At 65.0% G+C, this 17,529-nt stretch carries 16 protein-coding genes; 6 read left to right on the forward strand and 10 right to left on the reverse strand.

The features are described 5' to 3' along the window. Window positions 1-13: 13 nt before the first annotated feature. From BM046_RS11145 to ppnN, 6 genes are all read right to left on the reverse strand, one after another. Window positions 14-1,138 carry a PilT/PilU family type 4a pilus ATPase gene (locus BM046_RS11145; RefSeq protein WP_090539492.1) on the reverse strand — a complete coding sequence of 375 codons (1,125 nt, stop codon included), beginning with the start codon at window positions 1,136-1,138 and terminating at the stop codon, window positions 14-16. 41 nt (window positions 1,139-1,179) lie between these two features. Further along, a complete protein-coding gene (locus BM046_RS11150; protein WP_090539494.1) occupies window positions 1,180-1,914 on the reverse strand; it encodes a lysophospholipid acyltransferase family protein in 735 nt (244 codons plus the stop codon). Between the two features lie 2 nt (window positions 1,915-1,916). Continuing rightward, complete coding sequence (gmhB, locus tag BM046_RS11155) at window positions 1,917-2,450, reverse strand: D-glycero-beta-D-manno-heptose 1,7-bisphosphate 7-phosphatase (RefSeq protein ID WP_090539496.1); 534 nt, start codon at window positions 2,448-2,450, stop codon at window positions 1,917-1,919. Then, on the reverse strand, window positions 2,447-4,501 hold the full coding sequence (gene glyS, locus BM046_RS11160) for a glycine--tRNA ligase subunit beta (RefSeq protein WP_090539602.1): 2,055 nt from the start codon (window positions 4,499-4,501) through the stop codon (window positions 2,447-2,449). The genes gmhB and glyS overlap by 4 nt, the downstream gene beginning before the upstream one ends. Further along, the gene (glyQ, locus tag BM046_RS11165) at window positions 4,501-5,448 is read right to left on the reverse strand and encodes a glycine--tRNA ligase subunit alpha (protein ID WP_090539497.1); all 948 of its coding nucleotides are present in this window, start codon (window positions 5,446-5,448) and stop codon (window positions 4,501-4,503) included. Before glyQ ends, glyS begins: the two co-directional genes overlap by 1 nt. 138 nt (window positions 5,449-5,586) lie before the next feature. Next, the gene (gene ppnN / locus BM046_RS11170; protein ID WP_090539499.1) at window positions 5,587-6,957 is read right to left on the reverse strand and encodes a nucleotide 5'-monophosphate nucleosidase PpnN; all 1,371 of its coding nucleotides are present in this window, start codon (window positions 6,955-6,957) and stop codon (window positions 5,587-5,589) included. A 124-nt stretch (window positions 6,958-7,081) separates the two neighbouring features. Here ppnN and BM046_RS11175 point away from each other — a divergent pair, with 124 nt between their 5' ends. Genes BM046_RS11175 through BM046_RS11200 form a run of 6 tightly spaced genes read left to right on the forward strand, consistent with a single transcriptional unit; the run spans window position 7,082 to window position 12,337 of the window. After that, a complete protein-coding gene (locus tag BM046_RS11175; RefSeq protein ID WP_090539501.1) occupies window positions 7,082-7,690 on the forward strand; it encodes a DNA-3-methyladenine glycosylase I in 609 nt (202 codons plus the stop codon). Window positions 7,691-7,712: 22 nt separating this feature from the next. Continuing rightward, complete coding sequence (locus BM046_RS11180) at window positions 7,713-8,666, forward strand: TAXI family TRAP transporter solute-binding subunit (RefSeq protein WP_090539503.1); 954 nt, start codon at window positions 7,713-7,715, stop codon at window positions 8,664-8,666. Between the two features lie 20 nt (window positions 8,667-8,686). After that, window positions 8,687-10,708, forward strand: coding sequence for a TRAP transporter permease (locus BM046_RS11185; RefSeq protein ID WP_090539505.1), 2,022 nt, complete (start codon window positions 8,687-8,689; stop codon window positions 10,706-10,708). Next, window positions 10,705-11,103 carry a DUF1850 domain-containing protein gene (locus tag BM046_RS11190; RefSeq protein ID WP_090539507.1) on the forward strand — a complete coding sequence of 133 codons (399 nt, stop codon included), beginning with the start codon at window positions 10,705-10,707 and terminating at the stop codon, window positions 11,101-11,103. The genes BM046_RS11185 and BM046_RS11190 overlap by 4 nt, the downstream gene beginning before the upstream one ends. Window positions 11,104-11,154: 51 nt before the next feature. Further along, window positions 11,155-12,042, forward strand: a complete 888-nt coding sequence (locus BM046_RS11195; protein ID WP_090539509.1) for a lysophospholipid acyltransferase — start codon at window positions 11,155-11,157, stop codon at window positions 12,040-12,042. 28 nt (window positions 12,043-12,070) lie between these two features. Continuing rightward, on the forward strand, window positions 12,071-12,337 hold the full coding sequence (locus tag BM046_RS11200) for a PilZ domain-containing protein (RefSeq protein ID WP_090539511.1): 267 nt from the start codon (window positions 12,071-12,073) through the stop codon (window positions 12,335-12,337). 4 nt (window positions 12,338-12,341) lie between these two features. On the opposite strand, the gene BM046_RS11205 is transcribed toward BM046_RS11200, so the two are convergent. The 4 genes from BM046_RS11205 to fmt are packed head-to-tail and all read right to left on the reverse strand — an operon-like array spanning window position 12,342 to window position 17,467. Then, window positions 12,342-13,790 carry a TrkH family potassium uptake protein gene (locus tag BM046_RS11205; protein WP_090539513.1) on the reverse strand — a complete coding sequence of 483 codons (1,449 nt, stop codon included), beginning with the start codon at window positions 13,788-13,790 and terminating at the stop codon, window positions 12,342-12,344. A 26-nt stretch (window positions 13,791-13,816) separates the two neighbouring features. Next, a complete protein-coding gene (trkA, locus tag BM046_RS11210) occupies window positions 13,817-15,190 on the reverse strand; it encodes a Trk system potassium transporter TrkA (protein WP_090539515.1) in 1,374 nt (457 codons plus the stop codon). Between the two features lie 22 nt (window positions 15,191-15,212). Then, the gene (gene rsmB, locus BM046_RS11215) at window positions 15,213-16,517 is read right to left on the reverse strand and encodes a 16S rRNA (cytosine(967)-C(5))-methyltransferase RsmB (protein ID WP_090539517.1); all 1,305 of its coding nucleotides are present in this window, start codon (window positions 16,515-16,517) and stop codon (window positions 15,213-15,215) included. Continuing rightward, window positions 16,514-17,467, reverse strand: coding sequence for a methionyl-tRNA formyltransferase (gene fmt, locus BM046_RS11220; protein WP_090539518.1), 954 nt, complete (start codon window positions 17,465-17,467; stop codon window positions 16,514-16,516). The genes rsmB and fmt overlap by 4 nt, the downstream gene beginning before the upstream one ends. Window positions 17,468-17,529: the final 62 nt, after the last annotated feature.

Genomic DNA, 17,529 nt, shown 5'->3' on the forward strand with positions numbered 1-17,529 from the left:
GGATCTGCCCGCGCTATCTGAAATCGTCCGTCAGGTCGCTGTCGCGCAGCACCTTCATCTCGTTCTCTTCATAGCTGAAGCCTTTCTCCAGGCGTGCCCTGAGCGTGAGGTCGGTGCGCGAGTCGGCGTGCTTGAGGGCTTCGTCGAGGCTGATGGCGCCGCTCTGGACCAGCTCGTAGAGGTGCTGGTCGAAGGTCTGCAGGCCCAGCTCGGCGCTGCGACTCATGGCGGATTTGATTTCCTCGAGCTCGTCCCGGGCGATCAGGTCGACGATATAGGGAGTGCGCAGCAGCAGTTCGACCGCAGCGACGCGCTTCTTCTCCACGCCGGGAACCAGGCGCTGGCCGATGACCGCAGCCAGGTTCATGGCAATGTCCCCGAGGACCTGATTGCGCGCTTCCTTGGGGAACATGTTGACCATGCGCTCAACGGCCTGTGAGGCGTTTGTAGCGTGCAGCGTGGCCAGTACCAGGTGACCGGTATCACTGTAGTGCAGCGCGTGCTGCATGGTCTCCAGATCGCGTATCTCGCCGATCATGATCACGTCCGGGGATTCGCGCAGGACGTTGCGCAGGGCCTCGGCAAAACTCATGGTATCGAGCCCGACTTCCCGCTGGTCGATGATGGCTTTCTGGTGCCGGTGCAGGAACTCGATCGGGTCTTCGATGCAGACAATGTGCCCGGCGCGGTTGGCGGTGCGGTAGTCGAGCATGGAGGCCAGGGTGGTCGATTTGCCGGAGCCGGCGGCGCCGACAACCAGAATCAGGCCGCGGTCGAGCATCACCAGCTTTTCCAGAACCGGGGGCAGCCCCAGCTCGGCGATACGCGGGATCTTGTTGTTGATGTGCCGCACCACCATGGCCACTTCGCCACGCTGGTAGTAGACGTTGACCCGGAAGCGCCCCGCATTGGGCACGCCCACCGCCAGGTTCATTTCCAGGGTGCGTTCGAACTCGGCAATCTGCTTCTGACTCATCAGCTGGTAGGCCAGCTGCTTGACCTCGCCCGGGCCCAGAGGCTTTTCCTCAAGCGGGTGATAGTGACCCTCGCGCTTGAGGGTGACCGGGGCACCTACACTGAAAAACAGGTCGGAGCCGTTGCGTTCGGAAAGCGCGTGCAGATAACGAAAGACGTCCATGGAATGACACTGTCCTGACTGAAATCAACCCTGAGCATAGCTCAGCGCTGCTGGATCTCGAGCATGGTCTGCTGCACCCAGTTTTCGGCCTGCTTGTGGGCCTCGACTATGGAACGCGGATCCTGCCCCTTGGGATGGATGGCCGGCCCGATATGCACCTGTACGGTGCCGGGCCGCTTGCCCCAGCCACGGCGCGGCCAGAACTCGCCGGCATTGTGTGCCACCGGCACTATGGGCGCGTTGTTGGCGCAGGCCAGCGCGGCGCCGCCGCGGCTGAACCTGATCGGCTCACCGGGGGCGACACGGGTCCCCTCCGGGAATACAAGTACCCAGAGGCCCTCACGCAGCCGCTGGCCGCCGATACGGTTGAGCTGCTGCAGGGAGCTGCGGGCCTTGCTGCGGTTGATGGCGATGGGTTTCATCAGGGCAAAGGCCCAGCCGAAGAAGGGAACGTACAGCAGCTCCTTCTTGATCAGCTGGGTCTGGGGGGCGAACACCAGTTGCAGGAAGAAGGTTTCCCAGGTGCTCTGGTGGTTGGCGAGGATCACACCGGGCTGGTCCGGGATGTTCTCCAGACCGGTCACCCGGTAATTGATGCCGACCACCGTTCTGGCCAGCCAGACAGCCAGACGGCACCAGCACTGCAGCACCAGCTTGAAACGCAGCCGGTACGGCAGGAAGGCGCCGATCAGGATCATGGGGATGGCCCAGAGCACGGCGCTGGTGGACAGCAGCAGGTAGAACAGGATGACACGCAGGCCCATGAACACGGACATGATCAGTTTTCCAGCAGGTGAGTGACAACGGCAGCCAGATTATCGAACACGCGGGTACCTTCTGGCAGTGCCTTTTGTTCCGTTTGTGCGCCCTTTCCGGTGCGCACCAGATAGGGGCGGCAGCCGACTGCCACGCCCGCCTGCAGATCGCGCAGGCTGTCGCCGACGGTGGGCACGCCGTTCAGGGAGACCTGATAGTGCTCGGCGATACTGCGGAACAGGCCGGACAACGGCTTGCGGCAGTCGCAGCCGTCATCGGGACCGTGCGGACAGTGACGGATCAGATCGACCCGGCCGCCCTGCTCCGCGACCAGCTCGCGCAGGCGGCGGTGCATGGCTTCCAGGGTTTCTTCGCTGAAATAGCCCCGGGCCAGGCCGGACTGGTTGGTGGCCACTGCCACTGTCCAGCCGGCCTTGCTCAGGCGGGCGATGGCTTCAATGGAACCCGGCAGGGGAATCCATTCCTCGACCGATTTCACGAAGGCGTCGGAGTCCTCGTTGATGACCCCGTCGCGGTCCAGAATGATCAGCTTCATCCGAGCAGCGAGATATCGGCCACGCCAAGGAACAGGCCCCGCAGACGGGCCAGCAATGCATAACGGTTGGCGCGGATGCGCTCATCCTCGGCATTGACCAGGACCTGATCGAAGAAGGCATCCACCGGTTCGCGCAGGGCGGCCAGACGGTTCAGGGTGGCGCTGTACTGGCGTTGCCGGGCCAGCGGTGCCACAGCGGCCTCGGCGTCGCTCAGGGCGGCGGCCAGTGCCTGTTCGGCGGTTTCGCTGAGCAGTTGCTGATCCACCGTGCCGGGTACCGTGCTGTCGGCCTTGGCGAGGATGTTGGCTACCCGCTTGTTGGCTGCCGCCAGCGCCTCGGCCTCCGGCAGACGGCGGAAGGCCTGGACCGCCTGCACGCGCTGATCGAAGTCCAGCGGCGAGTCCGGGTGTACCGAGCGTACCGACTGGTACACGGCCACATCGATGCCCTCGTCCTCGTAGCGGGCGCGCAGGCGGTCGAAGATGAAGTCCTGCACCTGGTCGACCAGACCGTCGCTCTTCACGGCGCTGCCGTACTGGTTGACGGCGGTCTGCAGTGCGGTGTGCAGGTCCAGCTCCAGCTGCTTCTCGATCAGGATGCGCAGCACACCCAGCGCCGCCCGGCGCAGGGCGTAGGGGTCCTTGCTGCCGGTCGGCAGCATGCCGATACCGAAGATGCCTGCCAGGGTGTCCAGCTTGTCGGCCAGGGCTACCGCCGCGCCGGTCAGGGTGCTGGGCAGCTCGGCGCCGGCACCCCGGGGCATGTACTGCTCGTTCAGGGCCAGCGCCACATCCTCGGCCTCGCCGTCATGACGGGCGTAATAGTAGCCGGCAATACCCTGCAGCTCGGGGAACTCGCCGACCATCTCGCTGGCCAGGTCGCACTTGCTCAGCAGACCGGCACGGGCCGCGTTGGCCGGGTTGCCGCCGATGCTCTCGGCAATGAAGGCGGCCAGGCTGGATACGCGCAGGGCCTTGTCATAGACGCTGCCCAGCTGGGCCTGGAAGACCACGTTGGCCAGCCGCTGATTGTTTTCCTCGAGCCGGTGTTTCTTGTCCTGCTGGAAGAAGAACTCGGCGTCGGTCAGACGCGGGCGCACCACCTTCTCGTTGCCGGCGATGATCTGCGCCGGGTCGGTGCTCTCGATGTTGGCTACGGTGATAAAGCGCGGCAGCAGCTTGCCCTCGGCATCCAGCAGGCAGAAGTACTTCTGGTTGTCCTGCATGGTGGAGATCAATGCCTCCTGGGGCACTTCGAGGAAGCGTTCCTCGAAGCTGCAGACCAGCGGCACCGGCCATTCGACCAGGGCGGTCACCTCATCCAGCAGGCTGTCCGGCACGATGGCACTGCCCTGCTGCTCGGCGGCCAGCTCGCTGACGCGGCGGCTGATCAGCTCGCGGCGCTCGGCGAAATCGGCGATGACGTGGGCCTTGCGCAGGTCATCCGCATAGCTGGCCGGGCTGCTGATGCTGACCGCAGCAGGATGGTGGAAGCGGTGGCCGCGGGATTCGCGACCGGCCTGGCGGGACAGGATCCGGCAGGGGATCACATCCTCGCCGAGCAGCATCACCAGCCACTGGGTGGGGCGTACGAATTCGGTCTTGCCGGCACCCCAGCGCATGCGCTTGGGAATCGGCAGATCGGCCAGGGCCTGGTCGACGATACCCGGCAGCAGTGCGTTGGCCGGCTGACCGGGAATGGTCTGCACGAAGCGCAGGCGCGGTCCGCTCTGGTCCAGCTCGCTCAGCTCGACCCCGCACTTGCGGGCAAAGCCCAGGGCCGCCGGGGTCGGCTGACCGTCGGCGCCGAAGGCGGCCTGCAGCGGCGGGCCGTCCATCTGCTGGGTGCGGTCCGGCTGCTGGGTAGCCAGTTGCTCGACGCGCACGGCAAGCCGGCGGGGAGCGGCGTAATGACGGGCCGCCCGGTAGCCCAGGCCGGCTTCCTTCAGACCCTTCTCGACACCGGCGAGGAAGGCCTCGGCGAGCTGTCTGAGGGCCTTGGGGGGCAGTTCTTCGGTGCCCAGTTCAACCAGAAAATCCTGTGCCTGCATCATTCGGCCTCCTTCAGTCTGGCCAGTACTTCGTCACGCAGCTCCGGGGTGGCCATGGGGAAGCCGAGGCGGGCGCGGGCGTGCAGATAGGCGTGGGCGATCGAGCGTGCCAGGGTGCGTACCCGCAGGATGTAACGCTGGCGCTCGGTCACCGAGATGGCCCGGCGGGCGTCCAGCAGGTTGAAGGTGTGCGAGGCCTTCATGACCATTTCATAGGCCGGCAGCGGCAGCTCGGCCTCGATCAGCCGGTTGGCTTCGCTTTCATAGAAGCTGAACAGCTCGAACAGCTTCTCGACGTTGGCCTGCTCGAAGTTGTAGGTCGACTGCTCCACCTCGTTCTGGTGGAACACGTCACCGTAGGTGACCTTGCCGAACTGGCCGTCGGAATAGACCAGATCGTAGACCGAGTCCACGCCCTGCAGGTACATGGCCAGGCGCTCGAGACCGTAGGTGATCTCGCCGGTGACCGGGTAGCACTCGACCCCGCCGACCTGCTGGAAGTAGGTGAACTGGGTCACTTCCATACCGTTGAGCCAGACTTCCCAGCCCAGACCCCAGGCGCCCAGGGTGGGCGACTCCCAGTTGTCCTCGACGAAGCGGATGTCGTGCACCAGCGGGTCGATGCCGATGTGGCGCAGGGAGTCCAGGTACAGCTCCTGGATATTGTCCGGGTTCGGCTTGAGCACCACCTGGAACTGGTAGTAGTGCTGCAGGCGGTTGGGGTTCTCGCCATAGCGGCCGTCGGCCGGACGGCGGCTGGGCTGGACATAGGCCGCGTTCCAGATTTCCGGGCCGATCGAACGCAGGAAGGTGGCGGTATGGAACGTCCCTGCACCCACCTCCATGTCGTAGGGCTGCAGGATTACGCAGCCTTGTTCCGCCCAGTAGCTCTGCAGGGCGAGAATCAGGCCCTGGAAGGTCTGGGCAGCAGGATTGGTCTGTGTCACTTTTTTCACCGGTCAACTGTGAAGTAAAGGGCGAAGTATACATTCTGCCGGGACGGCATACAGCATGCCCGGCTATTTGTCGGCACTGCCGTGCTGCTGCCGCTGGTGCAGCGCAGATGCGCTACACCGTGGCCGGGCTCAACTGACCACCCGGTAACAGGGTGTGTAGGCGGTGCCATTGGGCAGCTTCATGCGCTGCTGGTCGACGAAGGCCTGCAGCAGGGCATCCAGGGGCTCCATGATCTGTGGATCACCGTGCAGCTCGTAGGGGCCGTACTGCTCGATCCGGCGTATGCCGTGCTCCTTGACGTTACCCGCGACTATGCCGGAAAAGGCCCGGCGCAGGTTGGCGGCCAGCAGATGCGGGGGCGTGTCGCGCCGCAGCGCCAGGGCCGCCATGTTCTCGTGGGTAGGGTCGAAGGGATGCTGGAAATCCTCGTCGATCCTCAGCAGCCAGTTGAAGTGGAAGGCGTCGTTGCGCTCGCGACGGAAGCGCTCGACCTCTATCAGCCCCTTCTTCATGTGGCGGGCGACCCGGGCGGGGTCCTCGATGATGATCTCGTAGCGGGTCTGGGCGGCGTTGCCCAGGGTGGCGCCGACGAAATCATGCAGCTGGTGCAGATAGTCCGCTGCGCTGCGCGGGCCGGTGAGGATCAGCGGGAACGGCAGTTCGGCATTGTCCGGGTGCAGCAGTATGCCCAGCAGGTAGAGGAACTCCTCGGCGGTACCCACGCCGCCGGGGAAGATGATGATGCCGTGGCCAACACGGATGAAGGCCTCCAGGCGTTTCTCGATATCCGGCAGTATCACCAGCTCGTTGACTATGGGGTTAGGTGCTTCGGCGGCGATGATGCCCGGCTCGGTCAGCCCCAGGTAGCGGGCATCCAGCACGCGCTGCTTGGCATGGGCAATGGTGGCGCCCTTCATCGGGCCTTTCATCACCCCGGGGCCGCAGCCGGTGCAGATGTCGAAATAGCGCAGGCCCAGTTCATGACCTACCCGCTTGCTGTACTTGTACTCCTGGTCGTTGACCGAGTGCCCGCCCCAGCACACCACCATCCGCGGTTCCACGCCCGGGGTCAGGGCGCGGGCGTTGCGCAGCAGGTGGAACACATAATCGGTGATGCCGCTGGAGGTGCTCAGGTCCGCCCGGTTGTTGTGCAGCTCGCTCTCGGTGTAGACGATATCGCGCAGGGCGCTGAACAGCATCTCGCGGACACTGGAGATCATGTGCCCGTCGACGAAGGCGTGGGCCGGGGCGTTGCGCAGCTCCAGGCAGACGCCGCGATCGAGCTGATGGATGAATACCTCGAAATCGGCGTAGGCTTCGAGGATGCTGCGTGCATCGTCCACCCGTACGCCGGTATTGAGAATCGCCAGGGCACACTGGCGGAACAGCTCATAGGTGCTGCCGGAGCCGACTTCGCTGAGTTTGCGGACTTCGCGCCGGGACAGCACTTCCATGCTGCCCCGGGGGGTTACTGTGGCGTGAATCTTGTGTGCAGGCATTGTTGCTTCCGTTTGATCTGGACGGTCATATTACGCCATAGCCGGCCCCAGGGTGCAGAGCCGACCGTGCGCGTCGGCGTTTCGACGACTAGGATTATCCGGTCGTTCCCTTCAGGTGCTTGCCATGCCCGTCGATGTCCCTGCCCCCTGCCGTTGTCGGTGGTGTACCACTGACCCGCTCTACCAGCGCTACCACGATCAGGAGTGGGGCGTGCCCAGCCGGGACCCCGGGCACCTGTTCGAGATGCTGGTGCTCGAGGGCCTGCAGGCCGGCCTGTCGTGGATCACCATCTTGCGCAAGCGCGAGCGTTACCGGGAGGTCTACCGCGGCTTCGATGTCCGGTTCATGGCGGCGCAGACGGACGCTGACCTGGAGCAGCTGGCGGAGGACCCCGGCATCATCCGCAATCGCCTGAAGCTGCGGGCGGCCCGGCAGAATGCGAAGGCCTGGCTGAGGCTGGCCGGGGAACAGGATCCGGTCGACTGGCTCTGGCAGTTCGTCGGTGGAAAGCCGCAGATCAATCATTTCGCCGACCACGGCCAGGTGCCGGTCACCACGCCGGAGGCCCGGGCCATGAGCCGTGCACTGAAACAGGCCGGCTTCAGTTTCGTTGGTCCTACCATCTGCTACGCATTCATGCAGGCGACCGGGATGGTTATGGACCATACTGAGGACTGCTTCCGCTATCCGGAACTGGGCGGCAAGACCGGTGCCGCCCCACAACAACAATGAACGAGAACGAGGGGAGAGCTACATGCGACTGACCAGACGACTCGGCCTGCTCGCCGCTGCCGCTACGCTGACCATCACCACCGCCGTCAGCGCGGCACCGACCTACATCAACATCCTCACCGGCGGTACCAGCGGGGTCTACTACCCCATCGGTGTGGCCATTTCCCAGCTCTACGGCAAGATTGACGGCGCCAGGCCCTCGGTTCAGGCGACCAAGGCCTCGGTGGAGAATCTCAATCTGCTGCAAAGCGGTCGTGGCGAACTGGCCTTTGCGCTGGGCGACTCGGTATCCGATGCCTGGAACGGCGTCGAGGATGCCGGTTTCCGGGCGCCGCTCACCAAGCTGCGGGCCATTGCCGGGACCTACAACAACTACATCCAGGTGGTCGCCAGTGCCGAATCGGGCATCCGCAGCCTGGAGGATCTCAAGGGCAAACGCATCTCCGTCGGCGCACCCAAGTCCGGCACCGAGCTGAACGCCCGGGCGATCTTCGCCGCCGCCGGCCTGAGCTACGATGACATGCGCCGGGTCGAGTTTCTGCCCTATGCCGAATCGGTGGAGCTGATCAAGAACCGCCAGCTCGATGCCACTCTGCAGTCCTCGGGTCTGGGCATGGCAGCCATCCGCGATCTTGCCAGCACCATGCCGGTGACCTTCGTTGCCATTCCCGCCGAGGTGGTGGAAAAGATCGATAACGCCGCCTATCAGCCCGGGGTGATCCCCGCCGGCACCTACGACGGTCAGGACGAGGATGTGCCCACCGTGGCCATCACCAATATTCTGGTCAGTCATGAAGGGGTAGATGAGGAGACGGCCTATCAGATGACCAGGCTGATCTTCGATAACCTCGACGCCCTGGGCAACGCCCATTCCGCCGCCAAGGCAATCAGCCTGGATAACGCGGCGCAGAACCTGCCCATCCCACTGCATCCGGGGGCGGAGAGGTACTATCGGGAAGCAGGCATTCTGCAATAACCGGCGGCAGGGGGTAGCCCATGAGCGAGTATCAGGGGCTCCACGCGAGCCCCGCCGAGTGGCCCAGGGCCCTGTTCTATGTGGCCCTGGCATTTTCCTGTTACCAGATCATCACCGCCGCGTTTCACCCGGTTTCCACTCAGGTGCTGCGGGCCGGGCACGTCGGTTTTCTGCTGATGCTGGTGTACCTGGTCTATCCGGTGCGTGGCAGCGACCGGCCCTGGCAGCCCCTGGCCTGGGTACTGGCCCTGGCCGGCATGGCGACCTTCTTCTATCAGTGGTACTTCGAGGCCGATCTGATTCAGCGTTCCGGTGATCTGACCACGGCGGACATGGTCATCGGTCTGATGCTGATAGCGCTGGTATTCGAGGCCGCGCGGCGGGTCATGGGCATTGCCCTGCCGATCATCTGCGGGTTGTTCCTGGCCTACGGCCTGTTCGGCAATCACTTGCCCGGCGACCTGGCGCACCGGGGGTACGGCCTGGATCAGATCGTCAACCAGCTGTCCTTCGGTACCGAGGGACTCTACGGGACGCCCACCTACGTGTCGGCAACCTACATCTTCCTGTTCATTCTGTTCGGCTCCTTCCTCGAGCAGGCCGGGATGATACGGCTGTTCACCGACTTTGCCATGGGGCTGTTCGGCCACCGGGCCGGGGGGCCGGCCAAGGTGTCGGTGGTGTCCTCGGCGCTCATGGGCACCATCACCGGCTCGGGGGTAGCCAACGTGGTGACCACCGGGCAGTTCACCATTCCGCTGATGAAGCGCTTCGGTTACAGGGCCGCCTTTGCCGGGGGGGTTGAGGCCACTGCCAGCATGGGCAGCCAGATCATGCCACCGGTCATGGGCGCGGTAGCCTTCATCATGGCCGAGACCATCAACGTGCCCTATGTCGAAGTGGCCAAGGCGGCGCTGATCCCGGCTCTGCTGTATTTCGGATCGGTGTTCTGGATGGTGCACCTGGAGGCCAAGCGCTCGCAGCTCAACGGCCTGCCGAAGGAGGAGTGCCCCAGTGCCTGGGATGCGGTGCGCCAGCGCTGGTTCCTGCTGATCCCCCTGTTCGTGCTGATCTGGCTGCTGTTCTCCGGGCGCACGCCCATGTTCGCCGGTACCGTGGGTCTGGCCCTGACGGCCATCGTGATCCTCGGCTCGGCCCTGATCCTTCGGCTGTCCTCCACTGCCCTGCGGGTCGTGTTCTGGGTAGCGCTCGGAATCCTCTGCGCCGGTTTCTTCCAGCTGGGCATCGGCGTGATCTTCGGCGTCATCGGCCTGCTGGTGCTGGCCTGCTGGTTCGTCCGCGGCGGGCGGGACACCCTGCGGGTATGCCTGCATGCGCTGGTGGAAGGGGCACGCCACGCGGTGCCGGTGGGTATCGCCTGCGTGCTGGTGGGGGTGATCATCGGCATCGTTTCGCTGACCGGGGTTGCCTCCACCTTTGCCGGCTATATTCTGGCCATAGGTCAGGACAACCTGTTCCTGTCCCTGCTGCTGACCATGCTGACCTGCCTGGTGCTGGGCATGGGTATTCCGACCATTCCCAACTACATCATCACCAGCTCGATAGCCGCTCCGGCGCTGCTGGATCTGGGCGTGCCGCTGATTGTCTCGCACATGTTCGTGTTCTATTTCGGCATCATGGCCGACCTGACGCCGCCGGTGGCCCTGGCCTGCTTCGCCGCCGCGCCGATCGCCCGGGAGAGTGGTCTGAAGATCAGCCTGTGGGCCATCCGCATTGCGGTGGCTGGCTTCGTTGTCCCCTTCATGGCGGTGTACAGCCCGGCGCTGATGATGCAGGGGGGCGATCTCTGGGCGACGCTGTACATGCTGTGCAAGGCAGGTTTTGCGATCGGCCTCTGGGGGATCGTGTTCACCGGTTATCTGGCCCAGCGTCTGCGCTGGTGGGAGGCGCCACTGGGCCTGCTGGCCGGGGCGCTGATGATCCTCGCCCTGCCGGTTACCGATGAACTGGGCTTAGGCCTCGGACTGCTGTTTGTCATCCAGCATCTGTGGCGCGCCCGGCGTGCTCGGCAGACCGCATGATGCAGCTCTGCCTGGGCCTGGCGGGGGTGATTTGGGCTCAGCTGCCGGTGACCGGCTTCACCCTGGCCTGGCAGCACAGCGTCGAGCGGATCCGCTGGGAGGAGGACTACCGGGTGGAGCCGTCCGGGCTGCGCCTGCAGGAGGCGCGGGTGCGCGGCAGTGGAGCCGGTATGGAGATCCCCGAGGATGCCGTGCTGCGTGACGGCAGCTGGCATTACCGGCCGCAGCTGGCCCCCCTGGCCCAGCTTCGGCTGGCGCGCAGCACGGCCGAGCGGGCCGCTGACTACCAGCTGTGTACTGCAGGCCAGTGTCGGGCATTGGCTCACTGGCTGGGACCGCCGAGTGCCGGGCAGCCGGTGGTCGAGCTGTGGAGCTGCGCCCCGGCGGTGGGCTGAGGCCGAAGGGCAGGCTACAATGGCGCTTTTTGCAGAAATGGGGTGTGCTCGGTGGAAAAGCTCAAGGGCGCTATCGTGGTGGGGTCACTCAAGCTGTTCGCGCGGCTGCCGTTCGGCGCGGCACAGCGGGTCGGCGCCTTTGTCGGCTGGCTCATGTGGAAGCTGCCGAATCGCTCGCGGGAGGTGGTACGTACCAACCTGCGCCATTGTTTTCCGGAGCTGTCGGAGCAGCAGCGCGAGCGGCTGGTAGGCGAGACCCTGGTCAATATCGGCCGCAGCTTTGCCGAAAGTGCCTGCGCCTGGATGTGGGACCCGGCCAGGACCGTGGCTCTGATCCGCGAGGTGGAGGGTGAGCATCTGCTGGATGAGGCCCTGGCCTCCGGCAAGGGCGTGGTCGGCATCACCAGTCACCTGGGCAACTGGGAAGTGCTCAACCACTGGTACTGCCGCAAGTGCTCGCCGATCATCTTCTACCGCCCACCCAAGCAGAAGGCGGTGGACGAACTCCTGCAGAGACAGCGGACCCAGCTGGGCAACAAGGTGGCGGCCTCCACCCGCGAGGGCATCATCAGTGTCATGCGCGAGGTGCGCAAGGGCGGTGCTGTGGGTATTCCCGCCGATCCCGAGCCGGCACTCAAGAGCGGCATGTTCGTGCCCTTCCTCGGGGTCCAGGCGCTGACCAGCAAGTTCGTGCCTGGGCTGCTCAAGGGTCATGCGGCCCAGGGGATCTTCCTGCATTGCATACGCCTGCCGGATAACAACGGTTTCAAGGTGATTGTCGAGAAGGCCCCCGAAGCGTTATACAGTGATGACGAGCAGGAAGCCGTCACCGCGCTGAGTGCGACCATCGAGAGCTATGTGCGCCGGTGGCCCAGTCAGTACATGTGGAGCATGAAGCGCTTCAAGAAGCGCCCCGCCGGAGAGAAGAAGTGGTACTGACCGGCGGCTGATCCCAAGGACAGCAACGATGAGCAACAAGCGGGTTTACCCCCGGACCATGATGAAGGCACGGATCAAGATCACCCATCCCGAGCTGGGCGAGGTGTTCGGCTATACCCGGGATCTGTCCGATGGCGGGGTGTTCGTCGAGAACGCCCGGCTGGCCGAGCTGGCCCCCGGCACCGAGGTCGATGGCCAGGTGCAGGACATGCCATTCGAAGCGCCCGTGCTGCGCATGGTCATCCAGCGCGTGGTGGCCGGTGAAGGCGCCGGCATGGCATTCGTCGACCCCTGAGCGCTCAGCGCCGCCAGAACATCGGCGTCAGCAGTACCAGCAGGGTGAAGACCTCCAGGCGGCCCAGCAGCATGGCGAAGCTCAGCAGCCATTTCACCAGGGCGCTGAGCTCACCGTAGTGTGCATTCACCTCCCCCAGCCCCGGCCCCAGATTGTTCATGCAGGCCGCCAGTGCCGAGAAGGCGGTGACGAAATCCAGCCCGGTCCCAAGCAACAGCAGAAACAGCACCGCGAAGGTGAACACGTAGACCGAGCAGAAGCCCCATACCGCCTCCACCACCCGGTCTCCCACCGGCCGCTGGCCCAGCTTGACCGGGAACACCCCGTTGGTGTGCAGCAGGCGCTTGATCTCGCGCACTCCCTGCTTGAATACCAGCAGTACTCGGATGATCTTCATGCCGCCGCCGGTGGAGCCGGCACAGGCCCCGGCGAAGCTGGCATACAGCAGCAGGAAGGGCAGCACTGAAGGCCAGGCCGAATAATCGGTGACAGTGAAGCCGGTGGTCGTGGCAATGGACACGGCCTGGAACAGGGCGAAGCGGATGGCCGAGGCCGGCGCATAGTACTGATGGGCGATCAGCAGCAGCGCGGTGACCAGCACCAGGCCCAGCAGTATCATCAGGTAGGCGCGGCATTCCGGATCGCGCCAGTAGCTGCCCACGGAACGGAAACGCCAGGCGGTGAAGTGCAGCGCGAAGTTGATCCCCGACAGCACCATGAAGAACACGCATATCAGCTCGATGACCGGACTGTTGTAGTAGCCGATGCTGGTGTCGTGGGTAGAGAAGCCGCCGATCGCCACGGTGGAGAAACTGTGACCGATGGCATCGAACAGGCGCATGCCCGCCGCCCAGTAGGCCAGAGCGCAGGCCAGGGTCAGGCCGGTGTAGATGAACCAGAGCACCTTCGCCGTTTCGGCGATGCGTGGAGTCAGCTTGTTGTCCTTCAGCGGGCCAGGCATCTCCGCCCGGTACAGCTGCATGCCGCCGACGCCCAGCAGCGGCAGTATCGCCACTGCCAGTACGATGATCCCCATGCCGCCGAACCACTGCAGTTGCTGCCGGTAGAACAGCAGCGCCCGGGGCAGGGTATCGAGCCCGGTGATGACAGTGGCGCCGGTGGTGGTCAGGCCGGAGAAGGATTCGAACACCGCATCGGCCACGCTCAGATCGGGCAGCTCCAGCAGGTACAGCGGTACCGCCCCGAACAGGCCCAGCACCGCCCAGAAAAGTACGGTGATCAGATAGCCGTCCCGGGTACGCAGCTCGTTGCGCTGGTGGCGTACCGGCAGCCAGACCAGCAGGCCCACCATCAGGGTGATGGCAAAGCCGGTGAGGAAGGCGTCCCGCGCCGGTTCGCCAAAATAGTGACCGACCGCAGCCGAAGGCAGCATTGCCAGGGAGAACAGCATCAGCAATATGCCGATGATGCGCTGGATCTGGGAATATTGCATGGGCGTCTACCTGTCCGGAAAGGATGTCAGAGGAACGTCAGGCCGATCTGGAACAGCCGCTCTACATCGCGGATATGCTTCTTGTCGATCACGAACAGGATGACGTGGTCATCGCTTTCTATTACCAGACTGTCGGAGGCAATCAGCACCTTCTGTCCGCGGACCACGGCGCCAATGGTGGTGCCCGGCGGCAGCTTGATGTCGCGGATGGCGCGGCCGACCACCTTGGAGGAGCGGGCATCGCCATGGGCGACGATCTCGATGGCCTCCGCCGCCCCACGGCGCAGGGAGTAGACGTTGACGATATCGCCGCGGCGGATGTGTGTCAGCAGGGTCCCCAGGGTCGCATGGGATGGCGAGATGGCAATCTCGATCTGACCGCCCTGCACCAGATCCACGTAGGCCGGGTTGTTGATCAGCGCCATGACCCGGCGTGCCCCCAGTCGCCTGGCCAGCAGCGAGGACATGATGTTGGCCTCGTCGTCGTTGGTCACGGCGCAGAAGATATCCACTTCCTCGATATTCTCGTCGATCAGCAGTTCCCGATCCGATGCGCTGCCGTAGAGCACTATGGCCCGATCCAGATGCTGGGCCAGATAGTCGGCGCGGGCCCGGTTGTTCTCGATGATCTTGACCCGGTAGCGGGTCTCGATGGCCTCGGCCAGGCGTTCGCCGATATTGCCGCCGCCGGCGATCATCACCGTCTTGTTGCTGCGCTCGACCCGCCGCAGCTCGCTCATCACCGCGCGGATATCCTCCGAGGCGGCGATGAAGAACACCTCGTCGTCGGCCTCGATGATGGTGTCGCCCTTGGGGGTGATCGGCCGGTCGCGGCGGAAGATGGCGGCAACCCGGGTATCCACGCTGGGCATGTGCTGGCGCAGATAGCGCAGCTCCTGACCCACCAGGGGGCCGCCGTGATAGGCACGCACCGCCACCAGCTGTACCTTGCCCTCGGCAAAGTCCAGCACCTGCAGGGCACCGGGATGCTGGATCAGGCGCTTGATGTAGTTGGTAACTGCCTGCTCGGGGCTGATGACCACGTCCACCGGCAGGTGATCGTTGCCCAGCAGGCCGTCCCGGGTGAGGTAGGCCGATTCGCGGATGCGGGCAATCTTGGTGGGGGTACGGAACATGGAATAGGCCACCTGGCAGGCAACCATGTTGGTCTCATCGCTGCTGGTCACCGCGATCAGCATGTCCGCATCGTCTGCGCCGGCCTGGCGCAGAACGGTCGGCAGGGAACCACGGCCCTGGATGGTGCGGATGTCCAGGCGATCACCGAGCACCCGCAGGCGGGTAGCGTCCACGTCCACCACGGTGATGTCATTGGCCTCGCTGGCCAGCTCCGCTGCCAGGCTGCCGCCCACCTGTCCTGCACCGAGAATGATGATCTTCATGGATTCGTCCTGTTATCCGCGCTCAGCCCTTGTCCAGCTTGACCAGTCTGGCCAGATAGAAACCGTCATGGCCCTCTGGCTGGGGCAGCAACTGGCGACCGGCGGGCTGGGTCGCGCCCTCGCCCACCTCGACAGGCAGCTGCCGGGCACCGCTGTGGCGCTGCAGAAAGGCTTCGATGACTCGGGTGTTCTCCTCGGGCAGCACCGAACAGGTGGCATAGACCAGAATGCCGCCTACCTCGAGGGTCTGCCACAGGGTATCCAGCAGCTCGCCCTGCAGGGCAGCCAGCGCGGCTATGTCCTCGGACTGGCGGGTCAGCTTGATGTCCGGATGACGGCGGATCACCCCGGTGGCGGAGCAGGGCGCGTCCAGCAGTATGCGCTGGAAAGGTCTGCCATCCCACCAGCTGGCCAGCTCCCGCCCATCGGCCGCCTTGAGTGTAGCCTGCAGCTGCAGACGCTGCAGATTCTCGCGCACCCGCTCCAGGCGGCTCGGCTCCAGATCCAGCGCCACCAGCTCGCTGAGCCCGGGCTCGAGTTCCAGGATATGGCAGGTCTTGCCGCCGGGTGCGCAACAGGCGTCCAGCACCCGCTGTCCCGCCTTGAGATCGAGCAGCGGAGCGGCGAGCTGCGCGGCTTCGTCCTGCACACTGACCTCTCCCTCGGCAAAGCCCGGCAATTGATGTACATCCCGGGGCGCCTGCAGGGTCAACCCGTCCACCGAGAAACGGCAGGGGCTGGCCTCGATGCCGGCTTCCCGCAGGCGGGCCAGATACCGGTCGCGGGTGCCGCGCAGGCGGTTGACCCGCAGGGTCATCGGCGGGTGCAGATTGTTGGCGGCGCAGATGGACTCCCAATGATCGGGCCAGTCGGCCTTGAGGCGTTTCTGCAGCCAGCGCGGGTGGGCGGTGCGAATGACCGGGTCGCGTTCCAGCTGGGCCAGCAATTCATTGCCCTCGCGCTGGACCCGCCGCAGGACGGCGTTGAGCAGTCCCTTGGCCCAGGCCTTCTTCAGGCGCACCGCGGCATCCACGGTTTCACTGATGGCGGCGTGGCCGGGTATGCGTGTGTACAGCAGCTGATAAATGCCCACCAGCAGCAGGGCGTGAATATCGCGGTCGGCGGCTTTCAATGGCTTCTGCAGCAGCTGCTCCGCCAGACCCTGCAGGCGGAAGTACCAGCGCGCCGTGCCGAAGGCCAGCTCCCGCGCCAGGGCCTGATCCCGCGGGGCGACCTGAGCCAGCTGAGGGGGCATGCTGGTACCCAGCGACGCCTTGCCGGCCATGACCAGCGCCAGCGCGTTGGCGGCAGCCAGGCGCGGACTCACTGGCCGTTTTCCAGGCGCTGGCCGGGTACGAACTGGTCGCGCCGGGCGTTGTACAGATCGGCAAAGGCCAGCGGCTTGCCGCCGGGCAGTTGCAGCCGGGTCAGACGCAGGGCCTGATCGCCACAGGCCACCAGCAGGCCCTGGCGGCTGCACTGAAGAATCTCCCCGGGTGCGCCATTGCCCTCCTCCACTTCGGCATTCCAGACCTTGAGGGGCTGCCCCTGCCAGAGTGCATGGGCCAGCGGCCAGGGGTTGAAGGCGCGGATCATCAGCGCCAGTTCGGTGGCCGGCCGATGCCAGTCGATACGTGCATCGGCCTTGCCCAGCTTGTGGGCATAGGTTGCCAGGCTGTCATCCTGAACTTCGCCGATCAGGGTACCGGCTGCCAGTCCGGCGATGGCCTGCACCACCGCCGGCGGTCCTATCTCGGCCAGTCGGTCATGCAGGCTGCCGCCGGTGTCGTCGGGGCTGATCGGTGTGCTCACCTTGAGCAGCATGGGACCGGTGTCGAGTCCGGCCTCCATCTGCATCACGGTCACGCCGGTCTCGCTGTCACCTGCTTCGATGGCCCGCTGTATGGGCGCCGCACCGCGCCAGCGTGGCAGCAGCGAGGCGTGGCTGTTGATGCAACCCAGTCGCGGGATATCCAGTACCGCCTGGGGCAGGATCAGGCCATAGGCAACCACCACCAGCAGGTCCGGCTGCAGCGCCGCCAGTTCGGCCTGGGCCTCGGGTGCGCGCAGGGTCTGCGGCTGATACACCGGCAGCGCATGCTGCAGCGCCAGTTGCTTGACCGCGCTCGGGGTCAGGCGCTGACCACGGCCGGCCGGGCGGTCAGGCTGGGTGTAGACCGCGACTATGTTCAGTCCGGCCTGCAGCAGCGCCTGCAGATGGGCGGCGGCAAACTCGGGGGTGCCGGCGAAAACGATGCGTAGATCCGCGCTCTTCATCACACTCTTTTCCTGCGTAAAGAAAAAAGGCTTGCCGTAGCAAGCCTTCCAGCCCTGACCGG

Origin of the sequence: Halopseudomonas formosensis (genome assembly GCF_900115905.1) — a bacterium.
Classification (GTDB): Bacteria; Pseudomonadota; Gammaproteobacteria; order Pseudomonadales; family Pseudomonadaceae; genus Halopseudomonas; species Halopseudomonas formosensis.